Raw genomic sequence first — 11,540 nt, 5'->3', positions numbered from 1 at the left:
AGGCCTTGCGAAGACCAATTTCTCTCGTCCGCTCGGTAACAGAAACCAACATGATATTCATGACTCCAATGCCACCAACTAAGAGGGATATCCCTGCAATAGCTCCGATGACTGATGTCATAATTCCTACTACTTTATTAGTTTCCTCAAGGATGCTATCCAAATTAAAGATTTGGAATTCTCCTTGGCGAACACCTGAAAGTTCTGTTAACTTTTGAGCAGCTTCAATCCCAACAGTTTTGATCTGTTTCACATCTGGTACATGGACGACAATATTTTGAATTTCATCCGTTCCGAATTCAGAGGCCAGCTGAGTATTTGCCATCAAGGCACTTCCACCTGAAGAAGCTCCGTAGAGGGCTGTCCCTGCATTTGGATCCTTGAAAATTCCAACGACGCGATAATTGTTGTCTCCAACAGAGACCACCTGATTCAGTGGATTCTCCGTTCCAAATAATTGTTGAGCCAAGCCTTCATCCAGAAGCACCACCCGGGAGAAATTACTATAGTCTGAAGGAGTTAATTTTCGTCCTGATAGGAGTTCCACCTTCTTGACAGAAAAATAGGTCTCATTTACCCCTTGGATATTCACTCCGTCTGCTTTTTTCTTTTGAAAAGCAATGGTTGCATTGGAGGTATTGCCTACATAATAGCCATCGATTCCTTGAATCTTGGTTAATTCCTTGACCCAAGATTCTTGCACAACTGGTGGTGCTTCTTGGACTTGACCATCAATATCTTCAGCATTTTCCCCATCGATATCCGATGGAGCAGCCATCCCTCGGTCTTCAGCTGCAGGGCCACCTTCGCCTCCACCCTCACCTGTATCTTCAGAAGGGCCAATATTGATTCCTGTCACATAGCCACTCTTATTGGGAGAATAAGAGATTTGTACATATTCTTGGTCCTTAGTGAAGGTCTTGGTAACACCAGCTTTCATGCCATCTCCCAGAGCCATGATGACAACGACAGAAGCAACCCCAATAATGATCCCTACCATGGTCAAGAAAGACCGTAATTTATGGCTCATAATCGAGCTGATCGCAAATTTCCAATTTTGCATTAGGTCCTCCCTTCCAGCTTGCTATCCGAGGAAATCACTCCATCACGAATGACGATGCGACGATGGGCAAAAGCTGCAATTTCTGGCTCGTGTGTAACCATGATAATGGTTTTTCCTTCTTGGTTTAACTTGGTTAGCAAATCCATTATTTGCTCTCCCGTCTTAGTATCTAGGGCACCGGTTGGTTCATCTGCTAAGACGATGGCGGGCTGATTAACCAGTGCTCGGGCAATTGCCACCCGCTGTTTTTGACCCCCTGAGAGCTCTGAAGGCAAATGGTGCATGCGAGAATGGAGCTCTACCTTTTCAAGGTATTGCTCAGCTAATTCCTTCCGTTTAGCAGGATGAACTCCTGCATAAATGAGAGGGAGCTCTACATTTTGAAAAGCATTGAGCTTGGAGAGAAGAAAGAATTGTTGAAATACAAAACCGATCTGTTCATTTCGAACACGCGCTAATTTTTTCTCACTGAGATTTCCAACCTCCTGACCTTCTAGAAAATACTCTCCACTGGTCGGGCGATCCAACAGGCCAATGACGTTCATCAAGGTTGATTTTCCTGAACCAGACGGGCCCATAATGGCCACAAACTCTCCCTCTTCGACTTCTAAATCGATGTCTTTTAAGACACGAAGTTCCTGGTCTCCATTTCTATAGGTTTTATTGATTCCTTTTAGTTCAATCAATTTTGTCATATTTTCCGATCTCTTTTCCATCTTCCAGTTTCTCATTAGGATTCACAATAACTTGGGCATCTTTCTTCAAGCCTGACAAGATTTCCTGGTTTTCTGCATCGGCGTTACCAAGCGTCACTTTTACTTTCTTAGCCTTACCATTTTCGACCGTCCATACATAGCTCGTATCCCCATCAGCCATGACACTGGTCACGGGAACAAGGGGATGTTGGGTAGAACTTTTGACTTCAATATTGACAGAAAAGCCTTGTTTGAGTTCCCCAATGTCACTAGTAATATCTACTGTGAATGGGTACTTGGCGCCCCCACTTCCTTGTGTTCCACCTGCTGCATTGGCACCTGCTTGAGCCGCGTCAGTCGGATAATTCGCTACATAAGAAATCTTTCCTGTCCAGGTTTTATCCGGATAAACCTTGGAAGTGAGAACCACTTCCTGACCTTCAGAGATATTGGCCAAATTGTATTCAGATAATTCCCCTTTGACTTGTAAATTTCCGTTGCTCACAATGTGAACCAGAGTTTGGTTGGTCCCTGTAGTCGATTTTGAAACATCTTTATTAACTTCGACCACAGTACCATCTGTATTACTCTTGACAGTTGTCGCATCCAGAAGAGCCTTAGCCTTGTTCATATTATCGACTGCATCCGACTTGGCATCTCGTAAATCGCTAGCTTGAGAATCAACAGTACGTTGGGTTTGTGAAGCTGACTTGGCATCTGCCTCTTCATCTCCTGTCGTATCAATGGTCACACCATTTGTCAGTAGATCATTTAACTGACGATCTGCCTTATTGACAGCACGAACGGCTGCATCATAAGCGGTTTGGGCCTCTGTACTGCTATATTGAACGATTGGCTGACCGGCCGTCACTTGATCTCCGACATTGACCAAAATCGACTGCAAATCCCCTTTGGTTCCATCAAAATAGACATACTGTTCTTGGTTGGCAGTGACTTTCCCAGTTAACAAGACTGAAGAAGCGATCGATCCATCCTTGACCGTTTGCACCATTGGAGTTTCTTTCGTGATTGCCTGATCAGGAGTACTTGGGTGCGAAAACATCATCACACTTCCTGTTCCAATCACCACAATTGCTGCACCTGCAGCTGTAAATAGTTGCCATTTTTTCAATTTCTTCATCGTTTTTCTCCATCAACGAAAGCGTTTTATTCTATACCATAGTATACCATATTTCCTTACTTTTCTATCTAAAATTGACACAGCAAGATGAAATTTAAATGCTTGGGAACATGCTAAACTCTTGACTTTTGTAACAATTGATATTACAATCAATCTGAAATCCCATTTAGGAGGAAAACATGAAAGAATTTGATATTATTTCAATCGGTGGAGGCAGTGGAGGAATCGCTACCATGAACCGGGCTGGGGAGCACGGAGCACGCGCTGCTGTCATCGAAGAAAAACAATTGGGGGGCACCTGTGTCAACAGAGGATGTGTACCTAAAAAGATTATGTGGTATGGTGCACAAATTGCAGAAGCCATTCGTGATTACGGGCCAGATTATGGATTTACTTCTGAACAGACCGAATTTGATTTTGCAACCTTAAGAAAAAATCGCGAAGCCTATATAGATCGTTCTCGGAATTCTTATGATGGTAGTTTTAAACGCAATGGAGTCGAATTGATTGAAGGTCGTGCTCGTTTTGTGGATGCTCATACAGTTGAGGTAGATGGAGAAACCATTAAGGCCAAGCATATCGTGATTGCGACCGGTGCCCATCCTTTCATCCCTTCTGTTCCTGGAGCAGAATTCGGCGAAACTTCTGATGATGTCTTTGCTTGGGAAGAACTCCCTACATCTGTTGCCATTATTGGGGCAGGCTACATCGCGGTGGAACTAGCCGGTGTGCTCCACCATTTAGGCGTTCAAACAGACCTCTTCATCCGAAAAGATCGGGTTTTACGTAGTTTTGATTCCTATATTGTCGATGGCTTAATGGAAGAAATGGAAAAACAAAACCTTCCGCTTCACAAACATAAGGTTCCCATGAAGCTTGAAAAATTAGCAGACGGTCGTGTGAAGATATATTTTGAAGATATGACTAGCCACGTGGCAGAACATGTTATCTGGGCAACAGGACGAAAACCAAATATCCAGGATCTCAATCTAGAAGCTGCAGGCGTCACCTTAAATGAAAAAGGATTCATTGCAGTGGACGAATACCAGAATACAGTTATTCCAGGAATCTATGCTCTTGGGGATGTCACAGGAGAAAAAGAGTTGACTCCTGTCGCTATTAAAGCTGGACGCACTCTTTCTGAACGTCTATTCAATGGAAAAGTCAATGCCAAAATGGATTATACAAGTATCCCGACCGTTGTCTTTTCTCATCCCGCTATCGGAACTGTTGGCTTAACGGAGGAAGAAGCCCAGGAAGCTTATGGAAAAGAGAATATCAAAGTCTATACTTCTCAATTTGCTTCCATGTACACCGCCGTTACCCAACACCGCCAACAGGCAAAATTTAAACTCATCACTGCGGGGCCAGAAGAAAAAGTCGTTGGTCTCCATGGACTTGGATATGGAGTGGACGAAATGATCCAAGGTTTTGCCGTTGCTATCAAGATGGGAGCGACGAAAGCCGATTTCGACGCAACCGTCGCCATTCACCCAACTGGATCAGAAGAATTCGTAACCATGAGATAAAAAATAAGCTTGAAGTCCTTATACTTCAAGCTTTTTTCTTCGCTTATGGTAAGATGGCAATGGCACGAACAGGTGAACCAGTTGCCTTGTCCCAATGAGGGAAGGCAATTGAAATCAAGGCACCTACAGCTGGGACTTGATCCAATTGGTTCAAGACTTCAACTTGGTAGATGTTTTGTTCCAAGAGGTAGTATTCATTGACCAAGCCATGCTCTGCTGCTGGAATACCCGCATCAGTATCAAAGGTTTCATGCCCCACAGCTTTGACATGACGTTCATGAATCAAGAATTCCAGAGCTTCACGGCTCCATCCTGGACTTTGTTGAACCCCATTTTCATCAAGGTTGCGCATAGCATCTTGATCCGGCCAACGTTTTGACCAATCACTACGGAAGGCCACAAAGGCCCCTTCTGCAATTTGTCCATGCTCTGCTTCGAAATCTAAAATATCTTGTTTGCTCAAGATAAAGTTTGGATTGGCTGCAACTTCTTTAGACTTGTCGATAACATAGAGTGGCAAGAGGAGATCTTTGAGGTCAATCTCATCTAACCAACGACCACCTTCTACAAAGTGAATTGGTGCATCGATATGCGTACCGTATTGACCAACCACTGTAAATTTTTGAACATGGAAACCATCTTTTAGCGTGAAGAGATCTTCTTGTTGCAAAGCAGGAAGGGCTGGGAAGTGTGGACTTTCCGCATTGATCTGGTGACTCAAGTCCACCCATTTTTTAGCTTGCAATTCTTTATAAATACTTAGTAAATCTGACATGTTTCTTCCTCCTTATTCGCCCCAAACTTCAGCGACAATTTCTTTAATCAAATCGATTTTTTTCCATTGGTCTTCTTCTGTCAAAATGTTTCCTTCTTCTGTTGAAGCAAATCCACACTGAGTAGACAGGTAAAGATTTTCTAAAGGTACATACTGACTCGCTTCTTTAATACGAGCGATGACTTCATCCTTGTTCTCCAGTTGACCACTCTTAGATGTCAAGAGGCCTAACACCACTCCTTTTCCAGGGGTCACTTCTGCAAGTGGTTCAAAACCACCAGCACGATCGGTGTCAAACTCAAGGAAGTACGCATTGACCGCTTCTTCTCCAAGGAGTTCTTTGGCAATCGGTGCATAGCCACCTGATGAAGCCCAGGTGGAATGGAAGTTCCCACGACAAACGTGTGTATTGACGGTCAAACCAGCTGGAACATTTTGGTAGACATCGTTGTTAAAGGTCAAGAAGAGATCAGCGAGTTCCCGGCGAACCTCATCTTTTGACTTGTCTTGAGCTGCTCCCCAAGCCGTCAAAAAATTATCGTCTACCAAGACACCCCACGTACAATCATCTACCTGAAGTGTCCGAAGTCCTGCATCATACAAATCTTGAATCACTTGAAGATAGGCTTGCTTGATGTCTTCACGAACAGCCGCAAAATCAGGATAGATGGTATTCAATTGCTCTACATGTTCTGCATCACGGATCAATTCAAAATAGAATTGCGCAGGTGCTGGAATGGTATATTTAGGTTCTACACCATCTACATCTGCTACAAGATCACGCAAGAACTTGTAATGCTCTACAAATGGATGATTGGCTCCTGTAATTTTTCCAACTACAAGTGCCGAGTCCGCCTTGGTCGTTTCATCATGGAATTGATAGCCTTGTGCAGCTTGGACGTGATCAATGCCACCAAAGCCCCAGAAGAAATCCAAATGCCAATAAGCACGGCGGAATTCTCCATCCGTTACTGACTTCAGACCAGCAGAAATTTCTTTTTCAACTAAGTCACGAATCGCTTGATCTTCTACTTTTGTTAAGTCAGCCTGACTGATTTTTCCAGCTGCGAAATCTTCACGAGCTTGAACCAAAGTTGCTGGACGAAGAAATGACCCAACATGGTCTATGCGATAAGGTGCATGTGTATGTGTCAATATGATTCCCTCTTTCCTATAAATTTTACATTAATTCATTAATGCAACCATTATAGCAGTCCAACACCTGATAAACAAGGGTTTGGGATAATCTAATATCTTTGACATCTATATAGTCTTAGACTATAACAAAAAAAGAAGTCTTTGAGGGACCTCTTTTTTATGTTAATTTTTAAATGCATCTAGCATAACTTGAAACTCTTCGTTCGTGAGTGTAATGCCTTTCCCCATCTTTGTATGATCGGGACTCCAGGTCCGGATATCATACTTAGCTGGAGCACCGTTAAAACTTACACGGTTCAATTCCTTGGTCCAACCCTTGTCATTTTCTGACAAGACCAGTAGATGTTCTTCGATTTGGAATGAAAATTCTGCCATTTCACGACTCCTTTCTTGCCTTCTCATCTCTAATATTCGTAAATCATTTACAAAATCGTTGAAATTATCTATAATATATTGTATCAAGTTATGGAGAATTTAGCTATGAAAAAATTTCTCGAGATCGTTAAAGACCGAGCAAATGAATTTTTCAATGGAAAAGTCAGTACCCCTGCCCCATTAGAAGATGAGAGAATTATTGAAATCATTCAACAAGCATTGCGAAAAAAACAAGGGGTACATGTTATTTTTTCAAACAAGAGTTTTACAGGCGATATTGTCAAATATGACCAAGAACGCCGACAACTGATCGTGAAAAATTTTAAAAAGAGTATGTCCACGATTATTCGGATTTCTGAGATCCAGAAAATCAGTTTGGTCCCCAATAATATTCGCATCGCCCAACAAAAAGGAGAGGTTTAACCCTCTCTTTTTTTGTTATACTCGAACAGTTTTACTTGCGCCATCTTTTGAGTAGAGATTGATTAAACCTTCCTGGCAAGAACGAATCATATCTCCTGGTTTCACTTCTTGTGGAACAGTGATCGTGAGAAGTTCCATCGGATTTGGCGCACGATCAATCTTCACTCCATCCTTATCATGTAAATCCTGGATCTGGCATTCAAAATGACGGAAGCCTGGTCCGTAGAATTCCACTTGGTCACCTTCATTGATGACATTCCGTTGGCGAATTGTCGCAGTCATGGTAGATGGATCAAAGTCCACCACTTCTCCTACAAATTTGTATTGAGGAATCTTACGACGTGCCCCAAACAATTGTTCATTTTCAGTCGGTGTTTGGTAGTAGAATCCAGTCGCCAATTCACGTTGAGCGACCTTCCACAATTCATTGATCAAATCATCCTTGATGGCATAAAAGGCTTCTGGACTTTCCATATAAGCATCACAAGCAGCCTTGTAACAGTTAGCAACTGTTGATACGTAATGGACAGATTTCATTCGGCCTTCAATCTTCAAGCTATCAACCCCATTGTCAATCATGTCTGGAATATTCTCGATCATACACATGTCAACGGCTGACATAGAGTATTCTTCTGGAACTTGCCCTTTGATACTCTTACGTTCTTGGCCGAATGGCATGTCGTAAAGGTCGTATTTCCAACGGCAAGATTGAGAACAGCCACCACGGTTGGCATCCCGGTCAGACATGTGGTTAGAAAGGGTACAACGTCCGGAATAGGAAATACACATGGCTCCATGAACGAAGGCTTCGATCTCAAGATCGGTACGCTTACGAATCTCTGCCAACTCTTCCATGGATACCTCGCGGGCCAAGACGACACGGGTCAAGCCATATTCTTTCCAAAAATGGAAAGTCTCCACATTGGTTGCAGAAGCTTGCGTAGACAAGTGAATATTGAGTCCAGGTGCATAAGTTGCACAGATTTCAATCAAGGCCGGGTCTGAGACGATCACGGCATCAAGTCCCATATCCCGCAATTCACGGAACCACTCACCTGCTCCCTGTTCATTTCCTTCATGGGTCACCATGTTTGAAGCGACGTGCACATCTACTCCACGGGCATGAGCATACTCAATTCCTTCACGAAGCTCATCCATGGTGAAGTTTCCGGCACGGCTCCGCAAACCATAGGCTTGTCCACCAACGAACACAGCGTCTGCCCCATAATTAACGGCAACTTTTAGTTTTTCTAAGGTTCCAGCAGGTACCAAAACCTCTGGACGTTTTTTTGTATTTGTCATGTTTTCTCCAATTTACAAGATTGTCGATATAATGAATAGCCTCTTCGTTCCCTGAAAAAGGAAAACTCTCAAACGAAGAAGCCCTAGTTTTTTATTATTTTACACGATCTGGTTCATAATCATAGAAACCAGTATCCAAACCACGATTGGCTGGATGCAATTTGCGGATTTCTTCATCAAACAGATAGGCTTGATCCTGTGTAAATGTTCCTTTTTGAATCAAATCACGGGCCTTGACAAAGTACTCTGTAATCTTGACAAAGTTTTCACCCGGACAATAGACACCATCGAGTTTCCAATGATCAAAGCCATGTTCTACCAACTCAGACAATTTGGTCATCATATTCAAGTCATTATTTGAGAAGATATGGGTTCCATGTTTGTCTTCGTAGACCGAATAATGAGAATTTGGATCTCCTGGTTCTGCTAAGAACAGATCGCGATCTTTGGTCACAGAGTCCTCTGTCTTGATGAAGTTGTAATAGTTCTGAAGAAGAGGTCGTTTTGAATGGTGAATAATGCTAGCACCGTAAACCAATACTTCTGCTGGAATCTGAAGATTCTCAGCCATTACGAATAATTCGGCAGATGGAATCTCACGAGCCAAAACAGCCTCAGAAGCTCCTGCTTGTTTTCCCCAGAAATTGATCTGGCGGCTAGAAGTGACCATGGTTGATGCATCGTAAATCGTTTTGAATGGATAGCCATCTCGTTTCAAGACATAAAAAACGCCCGCATCTCCGACAGTAATATAATCAGCCTGAATTTCCTTTAGAAAATCTAAGAAAGGCTTGATTGAATCCATCATCGATTGGTGCATGAGTGCATTTACAGCCACTGTCAATTCTTTGCCAGCAGCATGGACTAATTGGGCAATTCGATTTATTTCGTCATAGCTTAAAGTTTGAGGCAATCGTAATCCGTAATCTTTTTCACCGACATAGATTCGGTCAACCCCTGCATCAATCAGGGCTTGCGCTTGCTCAACACTCTCTGCTGTTGCTGTAATCATAATATTTTTCATAGAACCATTATAACAAAAATTCCGATATTCTAGAAAAATTTATTCATTTTGTAAAATTTGTAACATTTTTGTAACATTTATATACCTGAATTCATGATAGAATAATAGAGTACTGTTAGGAGAGAGAAAATGCCCGTAAGAAATTTAAGACACTATGATGAAGAATTCGATTATATCGAATTAACCAAACAAACCCAAGAAACCCCTATTCAGGACTACGCTCCTGAAGTTGAACCCGCGCCTCAATTAAGTGAATTGCTATATTTTTTAAATATCGCTATTTTCTGTGTGTTGACAGTTGTGTTTAGTTTTATCTTTTTAGCAACGAAAATGAATACCTTCTTTGCGTTTGCCTTAGCTATTGGTTCTAGCTTTGCCAGTATTCAAGGATTCCGAATTTACTACAATAAACGAAAAAAATAAAAATCAGGTTCGCCTGATTTTTTTATTTTTTTCGAATTTTTTAATGTGAATATTGAAATTTGAAGACAAAACCTAACTCCAATTGATCAGGTAATTTCCATAAAAAGAGACTGGGACAAAAGTCCTAGCCTCTCAATTGTTTTTGGATTGTCGAGCAAGACGCAGTGGTTGAGTGGGCTCTACTACGCTGATTTCATCAGCTTTTACAGCCCTACTCAACTGTGCGGAGGTGGGACGACGAAATCGAATTCTAACGAATTACCGATTTCTGTCCCACTCTCTTTTTTACGCTTCTTTTGTTTCTTCTTCAGCTGCTTCTTCAGGATCTTTTTCATCCAAGTCTAGCACGATGTCTTCTGATTCTGTTTGTTTGCGAATGGATTGAACCAAGTCATTGCCACTTAGATTTTCTTTTTGAAGTTTATCCTTAAATGAGTGATAGACTTCTTGAGATTTTTCAACCACATCTTGCGTTTTTTCTTTGACAGATTCCAAAACGGTTCCTGTCGTAATTTCTCCAGATCCAACTTTTTCTTTGGTTTGTTGGATGACTTCTGCTGCTTGTTTTGAAACATCTTTAGCAGTTTGTTTAACTGATTCATGCACTTCTTGAGGATCTTCTTGATAGTCTTTTACAAAGCGCACCACTTTTTTAGTAACTTTCTTTCCTTGCTCAGTTGATAAATAGTAGGCTGCTGAAGCACCTGAAATCACACCAATTAATAAACTAGATAAACGTCCCATCTTTTTCCTCGATTCTATTTAAATAATTTTGAAGCCATCTGAATCGCTTTTAATCCGATAGAGGCTTTTACAGTTTTCCCACCAGCTGATGCAGCTTTAACACTCAATTGACGAGCTTGGTCATTCAAATCTGAAACTGACACGGAAAGATCCGCTACAGCTGTAAATAGCGGGTCAATCGTTGCAACTTTTTGATTCAAATCATCTGTTAAAACATTGACTTTTGCCAATAGATCATTGGTCTGATGCAAGGTGACATTGACATCTGATGTCAACACTTGGATCGTTTTTTGCGTCTCATCTACAACTTTTCCAATCTTTGAAAGGAAAAAAATCATATAAATAACAAGCGCTACTAAGGCAAGGCCTAAAAGGCCGTATGCGATTTCAATAAACATATGTTACTCCTTTTCTTCTACATAATAAGGGGCTTTTTTGTGACGTTGGTAAACGATAATGGCGAGTCCAACTAGAATCAGGATCATCGATAGCCACTGGGAAACACGTAAACCCGCAAACATCAGGCTATCCGTCCGCATTCCTTCGATGATCATTCGCCCAAATCCATACCAGATGAGGTAAAAGGCGGTGATCTCACCTTGCCTCAAAAATTGGGATTTTCTACGAAGAATCAAGATCAAGAGAAATCCTAGCAGATTCCAACTGGATTCATATAAGAAAGTTGGCTGACGATAACTGCCATCTATATACATTTGGTCTCGAATAAAAGAGGGCAGGTAGTTGAGGTTCTTAACAGTAGCTCCATAAGCTTCCTGGTTAAAGAAGTTTCCCCAGCGACCAATGCTCTGGGCAATCATGACGCTTGGGGCTGCAATATCTAAAAAGTCGATCGGTTCAATCAAACGTCTACGAGAGAAAAGATAAAGA

14 protein-coding genes are annotated in these 11,540 nt (G+C 41.8%); 3 read left to right on the top strand and 11 right to left on the bottom strand.

Translation table 11 applies throughout. The features are described from left to right. From AB5Y61_RS10440 to AB5Y61_RS10430, 3 genes are all read right to left on the bottom strand, one after another. The coding region (locus AB5Y61_RS10440; RefSeq protein ID WP_368404102.1) for an ABC transporter permease at positions 1-1,063 on the bottom strand (1,063 nt) is incomplete at its 3' end. Further along, positions 1,063-1,758 carry an ABC transporter ATP-binding protein gene (locus AB5Y61_RS10435; RefSeq protein WP_223325072.1) on the bottom strand — a complete coding sequence of 232 codons (696 nt, stop codon included), beginning with the start codon at positions 1,756-1,758 and terminating at the stop codon, positions 1,063-1,065. The genes AB5Y61_RS10440 and AB5Y61_RS10435, both read right to left, overlap by 1 nt. Continuing rightward, positions 1,742-2,899, bottom strand: a complete 1,158-nt coding sequence (locus AB5Y61_RS10430; protein WP_070587126.1) for an efflux RND transporter periplasmic adaptor subunit — start codon at positions 2,897-2,899, stop codon at positions 1,742-1,744. The genes AB5Y61_RS10435 and AB5Y61_RS10430 overlap by 17 nt, the downstream gene beginning before the upstream one ends. A gap of 179 nt (positions 2,900-3,078) precedes the next feature. Here AB5Y61_RS10430 and gorA point away from each other — a divergent pair, with 179 nt between their 5' ends. Continuing rightward, positions 3,079-4,428, top strand: a complete 1,350-nt coding sequence (gorA, locus tag AB5Y61_RS10425; protein WP_368404101.1) for a glutathione-disulfide reductase — start codon at positions 3,079-3,081, stop codon at positions 4,426-4,428. A 43-nt stretch (positions 4,429-4,471) separates the two neighbouring features. Here the strand turns inward: gorA and AB5Y61_RS10420 are convergent, their stop codons facing one another. From AB5Y61_RS10420 to AB5Y61_RS10410, 3 genes are all read right to left on the bottom strand, one after another. Continuing rightward, on the bottom strand, positions 4,472-5,203 hold the full coding sequence (locus tag AB5Y61_RS10420) for a cyclase family protein (protein ID WP_003015569.1): 732 nt from the start codon (positions 5,201-5,203) through the stop codon (positions 4,472-4,474). Between the two features lie 12 nt (positions 5,204-5,215). Further along, a complete protein-coding gene (locus tag AB5Y61_RS10415; protein WP_368404100.1) occupies positions 5,216-6,358 on the bottom strand; it encodes a 5-methyltetrahydropteroyltriglutamate--homocysteine S-methyltransferase in 1,143 nt (380 codons plus the stop codon). A 165-nt stretch (positions 6,359-6,523) separates the two neighbouring features. Next, positions 6,524-6,736 carry a YdbC family protein gene (locus AB5Y61_RS10410; protein ID WP_003002541.1) on the bottom strand — a complete coding sequence of 71 codons (213 nt, stop codon included), beginning with the start codon at positions 6,734-6,736 and terminating at the stop codon, positions 6,524-6,526. Between the two features lie 90 nt (positions 6,737-6,826). Between AB5Y61_RS10410 and AB5Y61_RS10405 the strand changes: the two genes are divergently transcribed. Next, positions 6,827-7,159: a hypothetical protein gene (locus AB5Y61_RS10405; RefSeq protein ID WP_013903885.1), complete on the top strand. Its 333-nt coding sequence runs from the start codon at positions 6,827-6,829 to the stop codon at positions 7,157-7,159. Between the two features lie 15 nt (positions 7,160-7,174). On the opposite strand, the gene AB5Y61_RS10400 is transcribed toward AB5Y61_RS10405, so the two are convergent. Then, the gene (locus AB5Y61_RS10400; protein WP_003002878.1) at positions 7,175-8,461 is read right to left on the bottom strand and encodes a peptidase U32 family protein; all 1,287 of its coding nucleotides are present in this window, start codon (positions 8,459-8,461) and stop codon (positions 7,175-7,177) included. 94 nt (positions 8,462-8,555) lie between these two features. Continuing rightward, positions 8,556-9,485 carry a peptidase U32 family protein gene (locus AB5Y61_RS10395; protein ID WP_302692400.1) on the bottom strand — a complete coding sequence of 310 codons (930 nt, stop codon included), beginning with the start codon at positions 9,483-9,485 and terminating at the stop codon, positions 8,556-8,558. A gap of 129 nt (positions 9,486-9,614) precedes the next feature. Here AB5Y61_RS10395 and AB5Y61_RS10390 point away from each other — a divergent pair, with 129 nt between their 5' ends. Then, entirely contained in the window at positions 9,615-9,908 is a 294-nt protein-coding gene (locus AB5Y61_RS10390) for a DUF3270 family protein (RefSeq protein ID WP_003008106.1), read from the top strand. A gap of 285 nt (positions 9,909-10,193) precedes the next feature. Here AB5Y61_RS10390 and AB5Y61_RS10385 read toward each other — a convergent pair whose 3' ends face one another. The 3 genes from AB5Y61_RS10385 to lgt all read right to left on the bottom strand — a co-directional run. After that, positions 10,194-10,652 (bottom strand): YtxH domain-containing protein, encoded by a 459-nt coding sequence (locus AB5Y61_RS10385; RefSeq protein WP_155199971.1) that lies wholly within the window; start codon positions 10,650-10,652, stop codon positions 10,194-10,196. A 14-nt stretch (positions 10,653-10,666) separates the two neighbouring features. Continuing rightward, positions 10,667-11,050, bottom strand: coding sequence for a DUF948 domain-containing protein (locus AB5Y61_RS10380; protein WP_070587115.1), 384 nt, complete (start codon positions 11,048-11,050; stop codon positions 10,667-10,669). Positions 11,051-11,053: 3 nt separating this feature from the next. Then, the coding region (gene lgt / locus AB5Y61_RS10375) for a prolipoprotein diacylglyceryl transferase (protein WP_368404099.1) at positions 11,054-11,540 on the bottom strand (487 nt) is incomplete at its 5' end.

The organism is Streptococcus parasanguinis, assembly GCF_040908565.1.
GTDB classification, from domain to species: Bacteria; Bacillota; Bacilli; order Lactobacillales; family Streptococcaceae; genus Streptococcus; species Streptococcus parasanguinis_AC.
The sequence above is the reverse complement of the archived record's forward strand: the minus strand, read 5'-3'. Positions and strand labels throughout refer to the sequence as shown.

Coding starts and splice junctions, on each gene's coding strand:
- AB5Y61_RS10390 (WP_003008106.1), top strand. CDS start 9,615: ATGCCCGTAAGAAATTTAAGACACTATGATGAAGAATTCGATTATATC.
- AB5Y61_RS10380 (WP_070587115.1), bottom strand. CDS start 11,050: ATGTTTATTGAAATCGCATACGGCCTTTTAGGCCTTGCCTTAGTAGCG.
- AB5Y61_RS10395 (WP_302692400.1), bottom strand. CDS start 9,485: ATGAAAAATATTATGATTACAGCAACAGCAGAGAGTGTTGAGCAAGCG.
- AB5Y61_RS10405 (WP_013903885.1), top strand. CDS start 6,827: ATGGAGAATTTAGCTATGAAAAAATTTCTCGAGATCGTTAAAGACCGA.
- AB5Y61_RS10435 (WP_223325072.1), bottom strand. CDS start 1,758: ATGACAAAATTGATTGAACTAAAAGGAATCAATAAAACCTATAGAAAT.
- AB5Y61_RS10385 (WP_155199971.1), bottom strand. CDS start 10,652: ATGGGACGTTTATCTAGTTTATTAATTGGTGTGATTTCAGGTGCTTCA.
- AB5Y61_RS10420 (WP_003015569.1), bottom strand. CDS start 5,203: ATGTCAGATTTACTAAGTATTTATAAAGAATTGCAAGCTAAAAAATGG.
- gorA (WP_368404101.1), top strand. CDS start 3,079: ATGAAAGAATTTGATATTATTTCAATCGGTGGAGGCAGTGGAGGAATC.
- AB5Y61_RS10430 (WP_070587126.1), bottom strand. CDS start 2,899: ATGAAGAAATTGAAAAAATGGCAACTATTTACAGCTGCAGGTGCAGCA.
- AB5Y61_RS10410 (WP_003002541.1), bottom strand. CDS start 6,736: ATGGCAGAATTTTCATTCCAAATCGAAGAACATCTACTGGTCTTGTCA.
- AB5Y61_RS10400 (WP_003002878.1), bottom strand. CDS start 8,461: ATGACAAATACAAAAAAACGTCCAGAGGTTTTGGTACCTGCTGGAACC.